Here is a 17689-nt window from a genome sequence, read left to right on the forward strand (position 1 = left end):
GACGAGTGGATGCTCGACTACAACACCCAACGGCCGCACCAGGCCTTGAATTTTATGACCCCCATCGAATTTAAACAAGCTGCTTAACCTCTGCTTACTACTGGCTTACCGAATGGGGAAGCGTACATTCCGGCCCTGGTTAGCATGTTCAGAACGCACTGCCTTGTCTGCTTGCTCCATTATGTTTTGCAAAGTCGCGAGGGCGGAGTTGCGTTCCTTCAAAAATGCTTGTTCTTCTGGTTGAATGACAAGGCTGCGCACAGATTTTATTATTTCGGTAAGAACAGTACGCAGGGCGAATGCGGTGAGATTATCATGCACATCATGATGTAGCATAAGTTTAAGATGGTCGAGCGTCTCTTTGCGGTTCATAGAAAGGGGCGTTAATGTTATTCTACGCCCAGGCGGCGGGCTTCATCGAGGGCGAGAGAGCGGGCAAGCTACCAAAAAGCCCCGACTGGTGAGGTCGGGGCTTTTTCTATTGTATGACAGGAGACTTTACCAGTTGTCCCAGCTCAGCTTTGAGCGGTCGATTTTATCAATCCACGCTTTATCGGCCAAGGTAAAATCGGGCGCTTCAGCTTCATGGCCTTTGTCGGCTACACCGCGCTCACGCAAAAACTGCTTTAGCGCGGGCCAATCAAAATGCAGGGCTTCCCGGCAAGAAGCGGCCCGCTTGAGCACGGTGAGCGTTTGCGCTGCCCCTAGTACGCGCTCGAACTCTTCGGAAAGGGCTTTTTGCTCGCGTTGCACTACTTGACAGGTGACAACAGGCGAAAAAAACACAGAGGCTACCTGATTGCCGACACGAACCCGTTGGCAATCCCGGTAGCGAGATAGCTCAAAGGAGTGTGGCTTCTCGGATAGCTTTCGCGTACTTGAGAAGGTCTTTTGCTCGGCTGTGGTCTTCATAAATGATTGCTCTTTTAATTATCTTATTCTTCACCGCTTGGGGTAGTTCCTGGCCTAGCTTCTTGTAAACGTGCAGCATGATGTACACGTTCCCGCCCAGGTGGTAGGTATATATGCGGTAGTCATTGATACGCCATTTGGCTAACCCCGGGTAAATATTGCTATAATTTTCGTAGGCCTTGCCCGGCGGGTCACCTTCCGACCATTTGGTGATTTGTTCAAGAATGGGGCGAATATCGGGCTTATAGAGCTTACTAAGCTCCAAACGGAAGTTTTGGTTTTCATGGCTGCGCTGCGCGGCGATGAAGTGACGCTTATAGGTAGACTTCACTAGAAAATAGGAGAGCGCGGAAAGGAGCTGTTCTTGGGGCTACTCTACACCCAGGCAGCGGGCTTCATAGTGCGAGGGTGGGAGGTTTCTTACTTCTTGGGTCGCCGAAACAGGAACTCATGCACCGACATCACCGGGCTGGAAGAAACATGTACTAACTCCCAGCCGGCAGCGGTAACTGCCTCTAGTTGTTGATTCACTACTTCCATGTTGTGGCGATACGCGCCCATGTACTTAGCTGCCGATATTGTTCCGGGCAGCCGCTCTAACTGAATTTCCGTTTTTCCCTGAAAAGCCGGCGCGAACTGGATTTTTGCCAAGCCATCTTGTTGCGCCTGAAGCTCCGCGACTGTTAAAAACTCGTAGGCCGTAGCGGTAACTGACTGTGCGAACGTAGCGGGGCCGGCGAGGATAGCGAAGGCGAGTAGCAAGTGTTTCATGCGGCCAAGCTACGCACCGGCTACGAAATGTCCAGACGGCGGGCTTCGTTAAAGGCAAGCTATGCTGGCACCCCTTCCCACGCCTCGGCCAGCAGTTCCGCTAAGACTTCATCGGCGAGCGGCTCGACGGGGGCAAAATATTCGGCGGTCCAGCCGTCCTGAATGCCTTCCGGCCAGTAGTACCATTTTTCGTGCTGCCATTGAATCCACCCAACGGTGTAAAGGGTGCCTTTGACGATGGCCCCGGTTCGGCTCTGATAGCTTTTGAGCGCCACCACCAACTGCCCTACATGAAATACTGGCCCATTCATCAACGCAGTTTGAATTCTGAGAGTAGATTACCCAACGATGCCGAGATGGCGGGTTTCGGTGGTAGTTAGAACGGGCAAGCTACGGAAAAGCCCCGACTGGTTAGGTCGGGGCTTTATCGGTGCCTGTACTATTGGGCGCGTCGGCGAAGCAAGTAAGAATAGAGGGCTTGGCCCATCCCGGCTTGCATCACGCTGTAGTTGCTCACTTCCCACCCATCCGTGCTCAACAGGTTCAGGGCATCCATCATCGACTTCATTTTGTTGATGTTCTCCCGTTTTTCGGCCGTGATACCGATTTCAGTTCCCCCACTGCCGACATCGAGCGTTATCGACGCTTTGCCTGCCTGATTAGCAAACGCTTGCAGGGTGCAATACCGATAGAGCGATGGTGCCGCGGTGGTTTGGGCATGAGCGCTGGCGGCATAGAGCAGCAGCCAGAAAATGAGTATTCGTTTCATGCCACCAAGCTACGAAGCCCCAACGATTGCCCCGCGCAACAGGTGGCCTATGTCGGCTGCGCCGCAGATTGAGGAGGCTTAAGTTGCAGAACTGTTTGGTGCGCTACATGCTGCTAAAAACGCTAAACCTAATTTAGTCAGGCCAACGTTAGCCGTTCCGTGACCCAGCGCCGCTGCCATCATGAGTGCCGCGTTGTTCCCACTGTTAAGCGTGGTGTTTAGCGGAGCCATGCCCGATGCAGAGCACAGGCGCAGCCGAATTAAGTTGTCAAGCGCAATTTCAAACTCTTCCACTGAGACGCCATCGGCCTGCAATTGCCGCTGAATCTTGTGCGTCTGGGCCATGTAAGTAACGCCGCTGCTCTGCCCTGTCGTGCCGGCCTCGCTGGAGACTACGGTTAGGATTCGGACCTGCACGGGGGTTAATTGCTTGAGGATTTCCACAAACCCGGGCTCCACCGGCACCTTGCGGTGAGGCGTTGCCGCGTTGGCTAGCAGTGCGGCCCACTGCGTTCGCAGGAATTCGTCGTCCTCCAACGAAGCAGCTTCTAGGAGGGGGAGCAAAACCTTTGGCGCAACGGGCTGGGGAGCAATGCCGGCATCATCCAGCATCGTGCTGGCTTGGGCGGCTGTTTGGGCCGCGTTGCCAGTACGCCACTTTTTTACATATTCCCGGCCTACTTCCCCTAGTTCCTCCGTGCTGGGGCCGAGCACTTTCGCTAAAAATGGTTTAGCAATCCCGTAAATACCGGCGACGGTGGCCGTGGCTTGAGGGTGTTCGCTGATGATGGAGGCGATGAGCGTAAAGGCGTCTGACATATACCGTGAATGTTTGGGTCAAGCTACGCAAAAACCCCAACTGGCGGGCCGGGGCTTTTGTGAAAGACGCCTATGGGTGGAACGCCTGGTCAGATAGATAGGGGAGTAACCCTGGGTGCTTGACATTAGGATTGTTATAAGTCTCCCTGCTCCGGAGCACTCTGGGAAGAAGGAAGCGAAAGGGCTGCTGAAGAGCCCTGGGCCAAACGCGCAGGGTGGGGGAGTGGGCCGGGGCATAGTGCTCAAATTTTCCCCTGGTCTTCCACCGCGCGGGGGCGCTGCTGGACGCTTAGTGGCTGGGAGGAGCTTAGAGGTAAACGGGGCAGTATCTTTTTCCAAGGCACATTACCTACTGGCCGTGCCTGGCTGCGAGGCCTATGCCATCTAGCCGAAGAACTTGGTGCTGTTGAGGCATGCGACGCCACTAGAAACAAACGATGAACTAGTAGCCAAGTAGGCCCAGCGAACGATGCTGCGGGCAGGGCTCCAGCAGCACTGTTGGACTGGTCAATCAGACAGCCAGAGTTTAAAAAATGCGCGGTAGGCGCTCTATTGCGCGCTGTGCGGTTCCTTCCCCGTTGCCTTCATCGTAGTTCGTGACATCAATATATCCCTCATGCAGGTCGCTCACGCTGATTTTCATCCGACGGCCTTCCACGTAGTCAAACTGATACCGCGGTTCACCATCAAAACCGCTGTCCAGGTATTGTTGCATCAGTTCGGCGCCTTCATTCTCGGTAATATCGCGGGGCTCGTCGTGCACGAAGCCCATCCCCTGCGGTTTGGCCGCGTTAAACAGCGCCGTAAATACAGCGACTTCATTCATACCCGACGTGTTGACGTGCCGACGCGGCGTTCCCTTGAACGGCGACTCCTCAGCCCCGGTGCGGAACTGGTCGATAAAGCCGGCGTGGTATTCTTGCATGGTAAAATGATAGGTCAGGTCGCGGCTCAGGAAGTAGTACAGCCGCAACCATTCTATGGCCAACGCCGGGTCGGGTGCTATCTCGTTGTAGACCCCGGATTTCTGCATCAATTCAAACAAGACCATAATCAGCAGCGGCTTACTCATGCTGATCTTCTGTATATCGGGCTCGGCCAGATTGTAGCTCAGCTTAGCCGCTTCCTGCAGCATCAGATCCAACGGTTCCAGCGGAATCCGGTAGCCCGGCTCCCGTTCCGCTGCGTCGGCACGCTGTTCTTGTAAGGAGTCGCGCAGGTCGTTCACCAACGGCATCAGTAGGGCCCGTTGACGAGGGGAAAGGGTAAACTGTTTGTGCGTCAAATACGGCTGCATAGCTGGCGTGAATAAGTGAAGGAGCTCGGGGCTAACCCTTGGGTAAAGTTGCCACAATCTTACCAAAGTCAATTCTGATTGTTTAACACAGTGTGTAGTTTGTTCATGATATTATCGACCTCTTCACGCAGTTGGCGGCCATGACAGCTTTTGTAGGTTTTCTGTTCTCCGCAGTAGCAAGCAGCAAACGAATGGCCACCCCGTCAGTAAAGGCCACGCGCTGATTCTGCCAAAAGCCCATGTTGACAATTTCTTTGATTTGTCCCTAACCGACCAGCAAGAATGTTGACTACTGGCCGGGCAAGCCCGGCGGGTGCTCATCAACCGCTACGCCCCGGCCGGTTTCACGGTTAGGCTGAACATCTGCGCCGCAGCTGGGCAGCTCATGGGCCACGCCAGTATCCACGTCATTCCGCGCTACGCGGGCGACGTGAAGAGCCCCGCAGGTGGGATACGCAATATTTTGAAACGGTAAGTAGCCCACCGCGGGAAAAGATTACCTTTTATTTTTAATTAAATAATTGCCTTTAACAGTCCGTTATACCCGAGTAAATCCCTAAACTTAACAGCTTCCTCTTCAATCCATTCATCGGCTTGGTGCAAGGCGTCTATTAATGCAATTTGCTCATCGGTAAATAGCTCCTCCCTTGTAATACTTGGGTGAGCCAAATGCTGCCACACGTCGGTGGGCCATTGGCTGCCGTGGCCTCTGGTACCTACTTTTAGCTTTTTGGTGTTGGGTGGCGGGGTGAGTAACCGGGCACGGCGGCCGTGGTACTGTAAGTGAATTGCATACACATCGCGGTACATTCGCAGTCCGTGGAAATCCCAGTCGCCGCAGTAGCAAAACGTTACACCGGGGTCGGGTGCGTGCCTCAGCTTCGGCGTGTTATTACCCCCGGCATGGCGCAACTCTATTTCCTGAGCTAGTGCTTTTTGGTATTGCAATAGATAGTGCTGGTTTTCGCAGAGCAGTACCAGCCGCGCCTTCGGATGCCCACTAACCCAAATGGCCTCTTCCGACAAATGTTTGAGTTGTGGGTAATCTTTCCAGCCCAATAGATGCAGAACTGCCTCATTTAGGCCTTCCTGCTTTTTTAGGGCTTTGGCGCTATCAAAATACAAGGTGCCAATAGTTTCGCGGCTAAGTTCATCCGTGACAATGGTAACGCATTCATCGGCCACCAGCCGTAAACGTACTACGTCATCAAGCGTGAAACGAGCCTGTGGAATATCAAAGCCATAGGTCTGTAGAAACCGTTGTGCATCTTCGTAGTAAGGTCGAATGTCGCGGTCATATACCGCTGCAAAGCCTGGCAGTGCTACGGTCAGGTGCGGGAAGCGGGGCTTGGGCGCAAGTAGATGCTGGCGGTGATAACGTGCGTACACGGCACTGCGCTGAATGGTCTTGCTGCTGGTTTGCCTGTCAACTCGCAGTTTGGCCAAAGCGCGAAGCAAGGCCCACGTATATTCTGGCCCCAGTAAAATATTGTTAGGCTTCAGCATCTTGGTTGGATGTAGGGGTAAACAAATCGGGTGGCGCAGGCGGAGCAAACGGCTCATTGGCGGCGGGCACCGACTCGCCCCGACTCAACAATAATGGTGGCAGGTTGTGACGCAGTGTTTTATTTCGGCCCATTCGGAGAAAATACAGCCGCTGATGTGGGCCGGTATGGTGCGTAAGCGGGCGTATAGAAAGGGAAATAAACTGAAAGCCCTCCTTGCTAGCTAGTTCCCGCAGTGTCCAATAGTTGGTGCCCAAATCGTGAGCCTCGTCCACAACCATGAAACGGAGCCGTCGGGGGGCGGTGCTGGCTCCGCCGCTACGGCCAATCACGGCCAAGCGGGCAATGTTGAGCAGAGCCACTGCCATAAATGTCTGGCCGTTGCTGCCATCGTTGGCCTGACCGTCTGCGTCACGCATCTCAAAATCGAGCTTGATGTAGCGCACCGGATTCAGGATATCAGCTACGGTCGCTTTTTCGTCGGTGCCCTTGCGCTGCCGGAAGGCGTGTAGCAAAATATCGTCGAGGGTGCCCGTTTGCGCCGACTGCTCAAACGCCACGGGGTCGGCGGCTAGCTGCTGAAATTCGGTGAGCCAGTCAAGAGGATATTTGCTAGTGGTATGTGCTTGAATAAATGGGCGAAAGCCACCAGTGATTTCGGTTTTTTCGCGCTGAAAATAGCTTTGCAGCTGTAAAATTTCCCGAAAGTAGTCGTCCGCCGCATTGCGGACATCGCCAATCAGAAAAGACAATTCACTGAACTTGCGGCGGGCGATATCGCGGTTGATTTCGTTGATGTCGTGCATGGCCCGATGCAGGCGGGCCTGCCCTTCAGCAGTACTGCCAATTACGCCGCGTACTTCTTGGGGTAGGACTTCGCGCAAGAACTCAACCAGGTGGTCACCGGTCAAATATATCTCGGTCTGGTCTTCGCCTAAGTAATCCTTGATGGCATCTCGAAATGTGTTACGGTAATCGGTATAAGCCCTTTCCACAGCCAAAGCTGTCGGGCAGTCGGATACGCTTTGCGGCTCGTTAGGTATTTGCTGCTCGGCCGTTAGTATTACGTAATAGGCCGTTCGAGCATCTTGTTCGGCTGTATGCAGCGACTCGTGGGCATCTCGAAATTTTGCCAAATTGCCGGTTTCGGTAGCGAGGTCAGTCTGCGCAGTCATCAGAGCTGCGAGGTCAGCGGTAATGGTTTCGGGAGGTACAATTATTCCCCAATCGGTTGCCTGCTGGCGTACAGTGCGCAATTCGCGGCGGGCAGTCCAAAGACTTGCTGCCTTCTCGGCGCGATTGGCCGGAGTATTTTTCAGGTGGTTTTCTTCCGTTCGTAAGTTAGCCGCGTTGGCAATCGCTGCAGCGTGAGCGGTTTTGGCTTCTTCAGCCACTTCGTTAGCCAACTTGGTATCGTGTTGCAGCGTCGCGAGTTTCGAATGCAATACAATAGCGGCGTTTAACTCTGGCAAACTGGCTGGCGCATTGGGCAGCGCCGGAATAGGGGCTTGGTCCACGGTGGGCAGCAGCGGTAGGGCTGCCTCCCATTGAGTAAAATCTTGTAGTGCCTGTAGCACCGCTGCTGCTATGTCGCATTGGCGTTGCCGGGTAGCTGCTTCGTTGGCGCGGCGCATTTGCCAGTCGGCCAGCAAGGCACGAGTTTCGGCTTTGTTAGGCTTATTAAACAACCGTTGGTTGTCGGGCACCCAACTTATCCATTCGCGGGTACCCGCCAAACACAGCCAGAAACCGGTGGCCGAAGCGCCTTTTTTAGTCTGCATTGCATCGTGGAGCAACAAATCGGCTGCTTCCAAAAAACGGGCCGACTGCACTTCTTGTCCCCGCCAGTGAGCAAGCTGGCCAAAGTGCGCCAACACACTTTCTTGCTCTAAGGTGAGAGGCGTTGGGTGATTTAAGGCCCAATAAGCCAGCGAATCAGGTCTGTCGGCATCCACATAAGATGCGACCGCGTGAGCCTCGACGGCGCGTTGCTTCCATATTTCCAAGTCGTGGTTAAGTTGACTGGCTGAGCATCCCTGATGCCAACCCAGTGCCTGCAGATTATCGGCTTGTTGGGTTTGCTGCAAGTGTTGCCACAGGTGGCTGCTGCGTTCCCGATTGAGGGCTGCGGTTTGCTGCTGTTGCCAGTGCTGACGCAAACTATCATAATCTGGCCCCCAATTCTTTAGCCAAATAGCCACCTGCTCAGCTTTTTCTAGCTCAGCGGCGGCCGTTCGCTTAGCTGTTTGGGTAGCCTCGGCTCGGTCATTGGCCCGGCGCTGCTGGTCTTCAGCGGCCTCAAGTAGTGCTGGTAGCGCCTTCCGTCGCTGCCGGTCGGCCCGAAACCGTTGAGCTTGGGCCATGCTATCGTCTAGCAGCCGTTGATAGTAGGCCGACTTGCGCTGCAACACCTGCTTCCGCAAATCCTGTACTATTACCTGCGCTTGCTGCTGCTGCTTTTCGTTGGTATTGTATTCATGATAGGCTGTGTACCATGCCTGCTGTAGCTGCTGCCGCTGAAGCGCATGAAAAGTAGCTTTCAAGCTGTCTAGCTCGGTGAAGCGTTTGATCTTATCCTTGATTTTTTCAATTCGCCTACTGTTGTCACTGTAGTTCTTTTGGTCATGAGAAATGTCGTGCAGCAAAGCTATATGCTGCTTGGCAATTCGTGTTTTAGCTTCGTCGCCAAACAAAAAATCTTCGAGGTATTCGGGATTTTTGTTTAATTCCCCACTTCGGGCAAATGAGCGAATAATCTGGGCGTAATCCTTCAGCAGCTTGGGCTTGCTCAAATCAAGCGGCACCAAGTTGTTTTCCCACAGAAATTGCAAGTACGCCGCCAACTTGTCGTCGTATTCCCGCAATACTACCTCATTAATTAGTTCTAATTGAGCGCTCAATGGTTTTAGCGTTGGCACGTTGCCTTCCGCATCCACAAAAGCTTCCCAACCTAGAGGCTGTACTAGGGGCCGCACTTTGCCTATTCGAAAATCCTCGCCCTGTTGCACCACAAACGGCGTACAATGTTGTGTGGCCACTTCGAGCAAACACCCGACCAACAGAAATTCGGACGGGCCAAGCTGTATATTCATAAAAGCATAACCCCGCCCTGTGCCCTGACTGCTGCCTTGCACCAACGTGTGAAACGGCCTGCCACCTTTGGCTTGGGTAGAAGATTTATACCGGCCCGGTCCCACAAAAATCAACTGTAGCAAATCGGCCAATACGCTTTTGCCCACTCCGCTATCGGCCACGAAGCTCGTGCTGACAGGGTTTAGCCGGTAATTGAGATTACCGTGATAAATCAGATTGACCGTAGAAAGGCTGTAGATGTATGGATAGCGCATGGTAGTAAGGGGCTAGGCTGGGCTGGGACCAAAGGTTTCTTCCATTTTCAGAATCTCGTCTCGGTAAAGTGTCCGCAAATGCTCCATCGCGGGCATAATCCGGAACGTGCCATCGGATTGTTTGTACACCCAACCCAGTTGGGCAAATGTTTCAATAGAATCGGTCAGCCATTTACGTACCCGATTTTCGTCGCGCTCCGTCGCAAAGTTTTTGCTATGTTTTAGGCTGGCTACGTGTTTCAACAGCCCATCTAAATAAGGCACGTATTCAACTCGTAGTAGGCTCATTAAACTATCTACTGTGTCCGGTGTCTCCAAGTCCACGTTCACCAGTTGCGTCAGCAGTAAGCCCGCAATCACCAATTCCGGCTTCAGGCTCTGTCGCACCGCCGGGGGCAAACGCGCAGAACTCAACTCCGTAGGAGCTAAGTAATAAAATCTGCGTTCAGCCTCGTACTGATGTTTCAATTGTAACCCGAACAGGTCACGATAATAAGCTTGTAAAGTAACCAGGTTATCTGCTTCCTCCAGAAAATTTACCAGCAATCGGTGGTCGGGATGCTCATGTTGCAAATACGTGCCCGAGCGCAACAGGTAATCTATTTCGGAAAAATGCTGCGCCGTGTCCGGGGCGGTAAAGAAATCCTGATAATTCATGCTAGTTGAATGGTGAAAGGCCACAAAGCAATCGAGGAACTAGCCAATGAAGTGGGTGGCTCCTGCGGCGCAACGCGCAATTCCCAACCTTCTTGTGGCGCTACTTCACTCACCAACTGCGCCATCAATAAGGCTATGATGGCATAGGCTTGTTCTTCATCAGCTTCAGCAAGTATAATGGCTTCTGCAAAAGTTGAAAAATCAACAGAACCTACGGTTTGCATTTGCTCGACGAGCAGATGTAGCCACCGCTCAACTCCTTGCAATAGGTTAATCTCCTGTTGCATTTGCTGCCGAAATTCTAGCTCCGCCTCTGGGTCAGGCTCTGGTACCGGCACGGGAACACGAGTAGGCGGGAAAATGCGACTAGTTTTGGTCAAATACCGAAATGATAGTGGCCAACTGTGCAGGTCTTTCAGAGGTACGTCATCGGGTAGGCGGGGACCGGGAGTAGGACCTTGAAAATCAGGCGGCGATAGCAGGCGCTGTAAAAAAAGACCAGAAAGTCGGTCGAAACGGGCCGCGTCTAGGTTTTTGAATAGCGACATCACGCGGCCGTGGGCGCGTTCGAGCAGTCCGCTTTGCGAACGTAGGTTGCGACGAGCCTCTAATAAAAGGCGAAGAGCCTTAGTAATCTGTTCTTGCAATTGCTCATTGGCCGGAGCTTCGTTTTGCAATCGACGCAATTGATTTTCAATCGTGGCCGAGTGAGCGAAGGCATCCAACAACTGTTGCGTTTGAGCTTTCAGAGCCAAGAGCTTTGTTTGCGTTTCCTGCAAATGGTGCTCGTAATCTTCAGTACTTTGAGCGGCTTGCCCTTGTAGTTGTCGCACTTCCTGCCGGATATTTGCCTCGGCTTGCTCCAATTGTCCGTTTATCTTCTGAAACATGGGGTCGAGTTGTAGTTCGGCCCATTCCAAAAAATGAGCAACGTCAGCAAGTTGCTCTTCCATTAGGCGAAGGTGCGTAATTAGTTCTGTGGCCTTCACTTCGTGAAAAAGAGTGTCGCCAAGCAGCCGGCAGAGTTGTAGCGCGTAAGAAGAAAGCCGGTAGGTGCCTTCTTGGATATTTCGATTTAGAATGAAATCGAAGAGCGTGTACGTTTCAGTATTGTACCGTTCATAAAAAACCCGATTGCTCCCGTTGTCGGTTGTCTTTAGTTGTGCTTCGGCCCAGATAAAAGCCTCCCGTAGTTGTTGTTCATTGAATGATTCAGGCAACCCCTCGATTCCCCCAAAATCCGTATACAGCTTAAAAACAGCTAATAGCAATTCGGGCTTGGGTAGTAGTGTATGGTGATGCTTTTTTAGTTCGCTGAGAACGGCGGCTGTTTGCATGACCCTAACATACGATATAATTTATGTGCTGCTAGGTTGGCAACGTTACATTGCCTGCAGGTCCTTTCTCTCGCACTCATTTGTTGTGCGACGCCTATGGGAAGAGTCAGCCGTCACCGGGGAACGCTAGCAGTTCAAGGCGCTGCTTGCCGATGCCCACCGGCGGCGCTTCGACCTGGTGCTGTTCTGAAGCCTTGACCGCTTCCGCCGCGCGGGGGCGCTGCCGACGCTCCAGTACTTGAACCAGCTCGAAAGCTGGGGCGTGGGCTACAAGTCGCAGCAGTACTTGGACTCGACCGGGCTGTTTAAGGATGGACCGTATCGATACTGGCCAAGCTGAAGCGGGTGCGCCGGCTCAAGTAGGAGGGAAGAGCAACTGTGTCATTGGGAAGGCAATGGGCATGTCGGCTAGTACCGTGTCCAAGTAATGTAGGTTGAGAAGAAATCGGCAGTAACTTACCCATTCGAATCCTTGTCCAACCTTCCTTCAAATGGCCTTCAACAACCCATCTATCGTGTGCTCGATAGAATCCGTAAAATTCCCCAATGCCTTCCTGCGATTGGATGGCACCACCGTTAAAAAGTTCGCTACAACGGGAAGCGGCACGGCTAATGCACAGTTTGGCAGTCGAGCCTGGGAGAAATTCCGCATTACCCGGCAGCCTGACGGTAACTTTACCATCGAATCGGTGGCGTTCCCAAATGTGTTCCTGCGCTTGGATGGCACCGACGTTAACAAATTCGAGGGGGCAGGAGCGGGGACAGTAAATGGCCAATTCGGCGCGCGAGCCTGGGAGCAGTTCCGCATCGTGCAGCAGTCCGATAACACGTTCACAATCGAGTCAGTCTATTTCCCTGATGTGTTTTTGCGGCTGGATGGCCGGAACATCACGCAGTTCGACGGGGCTGGTGCAGGTGATGCCAACTGCCAGTTTGGGGCTTTTAGCTGGGAAAGCTTTCGACTAATCCCAGACCTGTTTTAGGCAAAAGTACCAGCGAAGAACAGGCTGTGGATTTCGGTTGTGTGGGAAGGAGCTCAGGCTTCAAAAAGATACAGGTCGCTACTTTGGGGCCTTTGGCGACGATGCACAAGTGTTTTGTAATAGTAACATGGCAACACCTTTAGAAAAAAGGAGAAATATATTCAAGTTCTTTTCTAGACACTTGAACTTTCTGAAGGCAAATGGTTTCTTGAAAGGCACTCACTTGCAATATGATGAAACATATATATGTCCAGTGTGCCTACGGCAGTTTTCGGAGAGAGATTTAGAAGATAGTGCACCTAATATGCTTACAATTGAGCACGCCCCACCTGCTGTTTCTGGTGGGAAAGGGGTTGTTTTAACTTGTAAGGAGTGTAATAGCGTTGCTGGGATGCAAATAGATTTCCACCTTATCAAACGGCTACAGGAAGCAGAGCTGAGAAATCTTGTGCCAAATATTTCCGGTCAAGTAAGAGTAACGAGCGGTGACCTAACAATACAGGGTGATATTGAGGTTGGTCCCGATAACGTCATCACGCTAAAACATAATCTTGCAAGGAACCACCCGGGAAGATTGGATAGCTTCGTAGATAGGGTCGGGCCAAGAACAAATCCCCTTATAAATCTCGATTTCGGGAAAATCCAAACTGATGCACATCGTATGCAGGTCGGACTGTTAAAGACTGCATACATTTTAGCCTTTGCGAAATTTGGCTATTCCTTCTTGCTTGACGAGGTTTATGATTCTGTTAGGAAACAATTATTAGAACCAGGTGCCAATATTTATCCTAAAGGATTTTGGCATAAAGACCACAATCTTCTGGAATACCATGAGGGTGTTCATCTCTGTACAACACCGATTGTCGAGGGTATACACTGCATTTTTCCTATCAAAACAACAGTCGCAGCTCACTATTTTGGAGTGCATCTACCAATCCCGCTAACATCAACTGAAGCAATGGTTACTGCTCTTCGAAGCTTAGGGCCCGGTAGTAAATTATCAGACTCCTTTACACTTCAACCAATGGAGAAAAAAGACGATTTCTTTTTCGACCTAGAGAAAATTCATAGTATCCACGACTGGTTTTTTAAGGTGAGGATGACTAAAATCCTTCTAAACGACCCTCGGCCACTTTCAGTGGCGCTTCATCTATTGCGTTATCCACATCCAAAAAGCTACGCCTGGCGCCCAATTCGGTTTCTAGATTTAAACAAAACCCGTGTTTTTACACCACGTCCATAAAAAAGCCCCGCGTCCTCTCCGGAGCGGGGCTTCGTGTTTCTAAGGATATATGCTCTGCTGCCAAAGCCTAACGTTGCACCCCCCAATGCCGGCAATCAGCCCGATGATGAAGCCCCCGATGGTGGCGAAGCCCGACACGAGGAACAGCAGCACCAGCGGCAGCGTCTTGTAAGCCGTGGAGGGCAAAATGCGCAGCTTGTCGCCGAGGTGGAACTGGGTGGTGTACGGGTTGAGCAGTTCGTACTCCCCCGGCACGTCGGCCACGAAGTCGGCAATGCGCTGGGTGGTGTTACCTTCCATGTCGGTGCGCTTGGCCCAGTTCCAGAAGCTGGGTCGCAGTTGCTGCACCGGCCCATCGGGCAGCCGGCGCACCTGCAGCGTCACGTCGGGCAGCGTGAAGTAGCGGCCCCACTTACCGGGGCGGGTACAGGACACCTCGTAATTGCCCACGGCGGTCAGGGTGAAGCGGAAGGCTTCCTGGTCGGCGGGGATGGCAAAGTAGTTGGCGGCTGGGTCAAACAGCCGGGTGGCCCAGCCGATGGCCCGCCCCAGCCCGTAGATGCCCAACACAAAAGCTGCCCCGCAGGGCCAGACTAACCAGACCGGTAAAGTAGAAGCAGGCATGACCGCACAAGTTTGGTAAACTGGCCGGTGTTACGTGGCCTCAGGGCCGGAGTTCGCGCTTGACTCCGGGGATAATCACAAAATGGGGTGGAGGCCAGTGGCTGTGGGGCCTAGCCGCTGCTGGAGGGATAGGCGGGGGCCCAGAGCAGGGCGCTGGTGGCGAAGCAGAGCGCGAGGGCGCGGAGGGCGTGGGTCACGTGGTGGAGGGGTGGGTGACCTAAAGATAGGAGGGTTGGGTAGGTGGTACGAGGTTGTTGTTCAATCTTGTCTAGATATGCTTATGTTTGAGGGTGAATGTGTCCACTCACTAATTCTACCATGAGCCATAAAGGAGCAACCTATAGAAAAACTGACCTACAAATTCATTCACCTAGAGATGATAATTGGAAAGGAAAGAGACCTGATGACAGCATAACAGAACTCACAGAGCCAGAGATAGTAGCAAGGCGTGTCAAGTGGGCCAGTGATTTTGTGGACGCCTGTATTGCCAGGGGAATTCAAGTAGCTGCTTTAACAGACCATCACGAAGGAGTGTATTGTTGGTATGTGCTTGAAGAAGCCAAGAAGCGCAACAATGCGGATTTTTGGTTTATGCCAGGAATGGAATTGACCTGCCGGGATTCTGCCCAAGCACTCATCATATTTGACCATGATATACCAAAATCCTTATTTGAAAAAGTTAGAAGCAGATTGGGATTACAGTCAGATGTTAATGAGAGTAGTCAAGTAGGCATCAGAGTCGATGTTATGAACCATAATCTAGAAGAGTTGCAGGGGCTTCTAGATGAGGATATCGAGCTTGCTGGTAGATTTATTATTATGCCTAATGTCACAGCCGAGGGGCACAAGCATATTATTCGGGATGGGTTTCACAAACGCTTTGCTGAAATGCCGTATGTCGGCGTTTATCTAGATAAGAAGTATCCGGAAGACCTTAGTTCAAAAGCTCAACGGCGTTTATCTGGTGAAACTATTGATTGGGGTGGAGCAAGGGGAATTATCAGTACATCCGATTCTCGCATTGCTGACTTTAGTAATCTTGGGTCTTTTCCTACTTGGTTAAAATTAGCTGCGCCAACTGCTGAATCATTGCGCCAAGCTATGCTTGCTGCGGATTCACGCATATCTTATACAGCTACTACTACGCCAACACTATATATTGAATCAGTTAATGTTCAAAATGCTGCGTATCTCACTTTAGAAGAAACGGTTCACTTCAGTCCCCAATATTCATCCATAATCGGTGGTCGAGGTTCAGGAAAATCCACGTTATTAGAGTATATACGATATGCCTTGGGTATATCTGCTTTGGAAGGGCACGGTTCAGAATGGGACCCAACTTATGACCGTAGACATGCATTGCTGAAGGCAACGTTGAATAATTCGAGTGTAATTGAGGTAGTGGTAGTGCAAGATGGAGTTACTATCAGCCTTAAGCGTGCACATGCCAATCCTGAAAGGATTATTATGCTTGTAGGTGGAGATGAGCGATTCATCAGCTTAGATGACGCCAAAACTATTTTCCCAATTCAAGCATATAGCCAAGGGGAGTTGTCTCATCTTGGCGATGATAAGGCAGAAAAGCGGCTGTTTGATTTGGTGACAGCACCAAATCAGGTAGCTTTTGCTGAGGTGGATAAAGCAATAGAAGATACCGATGGTGAATTAAGAAAGCTGTTGGGGCAGGCGGTTGAGTACTGGCGGCTAGAGAGTCAACGCCGTAAGATTGACGCTCAAATCAGTACTACTAAAGCTGGAATAGATAGTATTAAGCAAGGCCTCGGAGGCTTAGCCGCTGAAACACAGGCTATTCTTGACCGTCATCAAATTGTAGCACAGACAAATCGGTGGTTCAAACGTCTAAGAAACGATTACACGGAGTCGGAAGGTAATCTGCTTCAAGCATTTGAAGCCCATTTAAGCAGCGCGGAAAAAAACCTGGCCGCGGATTCAATTCCCGTTGCTGATGCTGCGCAGCAAGCTGTGAGTGCATTTAGGGAAGAGCTAGCTGTTATTTCCGAAGCCTATAGGGATATAATTATTGCTAATGAGGTTTTTGAGCAACAACTAGAGGTTTTTGAGGAAGTGTGGAAAGCTGAGGAACAGGAGCACAATATTGAGTACTCTATTGCATTGAGTCAGGCTGAGAAGTACACGGCAGATTTGCAAAGGCTTACTCAGTTGGAACAGCAAGAAGCTCAAGAACAAGCTAAACGCGATGACCTTACTGAAAGAATGGAAGCGCTTCAGTCTTTTCAATTAGACATCAAAAGAGGAGGCGCTAGTTACGCGAGTCTTCAAAAGCAATTGAGGCGTTTAACTAAGGAAAGTGCAGAGAAGCTATCAGAATTAACAAGTGGAATGGCTCGCGCTGAATTATTGCCAATAGATGACATTTCCGAACTGTCTAGTGCTATAACAGCGCTGTTTGTCGGCAGTGGAGTGCGTGGCAATCGTTTGGAAACCTTAGTAGATAAGTTGAAAACTGCTGATACTGTCGTAGTCTGGTGGAAACTTTTGGATGAATTGATATCTGTATTGCGATGGAAAATAACTGGCCTTCATGAAACAGAGCAGCGTCCTGCCCTGCCATTACTTGATGTCGCAATTGATGAAGGCGGACTAACAAGGTTTTGTGATATACTCAACGTTGAGCGCGTTGGCCGGACACTTACAGCAGTTGCTCGTCCAAGGGTAAAATTGATGCAAAAACAGAAGGGGGGCGAGGTTGATTTTAGCCAAGCCTCACAAGGGGAGAAGGCAACCATTCTCCTAAATGTGTTGATGCGACAGCCAGGTGGTCCCCTTCTATTAGACCAACCAGAGGAGGATTTGGATAATCGCATCATAGGTGATATAGTCTCAGCTATTCATGCTGCAAAGTCACAGAAGCAGTTGATATTCGCTACTCACAATGCCAACTTAGTCGTAAATGGGGACGCAGAATTGGTCGCAAACCTAGCAGGAGGTGTAGTCAGCGAAATAGGTGCTATAGACCTTCCTACCGTTCGTGACGCTATCACTCAGACTATGGAAGGGGGTAAAAATGCTTTTGAGCTGCGTAGGCTTAAATACAACTTTTGATTAGACCGGCATAGCAAGAAAAGCCCCGCATCCTATCCGGTGCGGGGCTTTGTATTTCCAAAAATACAGGTTCTAATAATGATGTGGTCTAGTCATAGCGGACAGAAGAAGGACGTATATTTCTTCGGTTATGGCAACCAAAACCAACAGGGCGTCGCCCGGCAAACGGCGCAAATTCGAGGAGGCCTTCAAGGCAGAGGCCCTGCGCCTGGCCGGCGAGAGCCGCAGCACGCAGGCGGCGGCGCGGCAGTTGAGCATCAGCCCCGAGCTGCTCTACCGCTGGCAGTAGGCGCAGCTCGTGGCCGAGGTGGGCAGCGAGGAAGTGGCCCGCGACCCGGAGG

At 51.5% G+C, this 17689-nt stretch carries 18 protein-coding genes; 5 read left to right on the forward strand and 13 right to left on the reverse strand.

Annotation, left to right across the window (positions count from 1 at the left end):
• Positions 1–87 (forward strand): integrase core domain-containing protein (locus ACYU7Q_RS00005; RefSeq protein WP_460608722.1); only part of this gene is annotated, 87 nt, incomplete at its 5' end.
• 18 nt (positions 88–105) lie between these two features.
• Here ACYU7Q_RS00005 and ACYU7Q_RS00010 read toward each other — a convergent pair.
• The 12 genes from ACYU7Q_RS00010 to ACYU7Q_RS00065 form a co-directional block, all read right to left on the reverse strand.
• Positions 106–372, reverse strand: coding sequence for a hypothetical protein (locus ACYU7Q_RS00010; protein WP_460607364.1), 267 nt, complete (start codon positions 370–372; stop codon positions 106–108).
• 126 nt (positions 373–498) lie between these two features.
• Positions 499–912, reverse strand: coding sequence for a hypothetical protein (locus ACYU7Q_RS00015; RefSeq protein WP_460607365.1), 414 nt, complete (start codon positions 910–912; stop codon positions 499–501).
• Positions 842–1243, reverse strand: a complete 402-nt coding sequence (locus ACYU7Q_RS00020) for a hypothetical protein (protein WP_460607366.1) — start codon at positions 1241–1243, stop codon at positions 842–844. The genes ACYU7Q_RS00015 and ACYU7Q_RS00020 overlap by 71 nt, the downstream gene beginning before the upstream one ends.
• Before the next feature lie 89 nt (positions 1244–1332).
• A complete protein-coding gene (locus ACYU7Q_RS00025) occupies positions 1333–1683 on the reverse strand; it encodes a hypothetical protein (protein WP_460607367.1) in 351 nt (116 codons plus the stop codon).
• A 59-nt stretch (positions 1684–1742) separates the two neighbouring features.
• A complete protein-coding gene (locus ACYU7Q_RS00030; protein WP_460607368.1) occupies positions 1743–1994 on the reverse strand; it encodes a hypothetical protein in 252 nt (83 codons plus the stop codon).
• Positions 1995–2122: 128 nt separating this feature from the next.
• Positions 2123–2452: a hypothetical protein gene (locus ACYU7Q_RS00035; RefSeq protein ID WP_460607369.1), complete on the reverse strand. Its 330-nt coding sequence runs from the start codon at positions 2450–2452 to the stop codon at positions 2123–2125.
• Between the two features lie 78 nt (positions 2453–2530).
• Entirely contained in the window at positions 2531–3271 is a 741-nt protein-coding gene (locus ACYU7Q_RS00040) for an Abi-alpha family protein (RefSeq protein ID WP_460607370.1), read from the reverse strand.
• Positions 3272–3797: 526 nt separating this feature from the next.
• Positions 3798–4499 carry a hypothetical protein gene (locus ACYU7Q_RS00045; RefSeq protein ID WP_460607371.1) on the reverse strand — a complete coding sequence of 234 codons (702 nt, stop codon included), beginning with the start codon at positions 4497–4499 and terminating at the stop codon, positions 3798–3800.
• A 582-nt stretch (positions 4500–5081) separates the two neighbouring features.
• Positions 5082–6074, reverse strand: a complete 993-nt coding sequence (locus ACYU7Q_RS00050; RefSeq protein WP_460607374.1) for a hypothetical protein — start codon at positions 6072–6074, stop codon at positions 5082–5084.
• Complete coding sequence (locus tag ACYU7Q_RS00055) at positions 6061–9420, reverse strand: hypothetical protein (protein ID WP_460607375.1); 3360 nt, start codon at positions 9418–9420, stop codon at positions 6061–6063. The genes ACYU7Q_RS00050 and ACYU7Q_RS00055 overlap by 14 nt, the downstream gene beginning before the upstream one ends.
• Positions 9421–9432: 12 nt before the next feature.
• Positions 9433–10077 carry a condensin complex protein MksE gene (locus ACYU7Q_RS00060; protein ID WP_460607376.1) on the reverse strand — a complete coding sequence of 215 codons (645 nt, stop codon included), beginning with the start codon at positions 10075–10077 and terminating at the stop codon, positions 9433–9435.
• The gene (locus ACYU7Q_RS00065) at positions 10074–11414 is read right to left on the reverse strand and encodes a hypothetical protein (protein ID WP_460607378.1); all 1341 of its coding nucleotides are present in this window, start codon (positions 11412–11414) and stop codon (positions 10074–10076) included. Before ACYU7Q_RS00065 ends, ACYU7Q_RS00060 begins: the two co-directional genes overlap by 4 nt.
• 491 nt (positions 11415–11905) lie before the next feature.
• On the opposite strand from ACYU7Q_RS00065, the gene ACYU7Q_RS00070 reads away from it, so the two are divergent.
• Together ACYU7Q_RS00070 and ACYU7Q_RS00075 are read left to right on the forward strand one after the other, a co-directional pair.
• Entirely contained in the window at positions 11906–12397 is a 492-nt protein-coding gene (locus tag ACYU7Q_RS00070; RefSeq protein ID WP_460607379.1) for a fibroblast growth factor, read from the forward strand.
• A gap of 127 nt (positions 12398–12524) precedes the next feature.
• Positions 12525–13640: a hypothetical protein gene (locus ACYU7Q_RS00075; RefSeq protein ID WP_460607380.1), complete on the forward strand. Its 1116-nt coding sequence runs from the start codon at positions 12525–12527 to the stop codon at positions 13638–13640.
• 39 nt (positions 13641–13679) lie between these two features.
• Here the strand turns inward: ACYU7Q_RS00075 and ACYU7Q_RS00080 are convergent, their stop codons facing one another.
• Positions 13680–14264, reverse strand: coding sequence for a hypothetical protein (locus ACYU7Q_RS00080; RefSeq protein ID WP_460607381.1), 585 nt, complete (start codon positions 14262–14264; stop codon positions 13680–13682).
• 318 nt (positions 14265–14582) lie between these two features.
• Between ACYU7Q_RS00080 and ACYU7Q_RS00085 the strand changes: the two genes are divergently transcribed.
• Positions 14583–17348 carry a TrlF family AAA-like ATPase gene (locus tag ACYU7Q_RS00085; protein ID WP_460607383.1) on the forward strand — a complete coding sequence of 922 codons (2766 nt, stop codon included), beginning with the start codon at positions 14583–14585 and terminating at the stop codon, positions 17346–17348.
• Positions 17349–17478: 130 nt separating this feature from the next.
• Positions 17479–17637: a transposase gene (locus ACYU7Q_RS00090; RefSeq protein WP_460607385.1), complete on the forward strand. Its 159-nt coding sequence runs from the start codon at positions 17479–17481 to the stop codon at positions 17635–17637.
• The last annotated feature ends 52 nt before the right edge of the window (positions 17638–17689 follow it).

The sequence above is a fragment of the Hymenobacter terrigena genome, assembly GCF_054776515.1.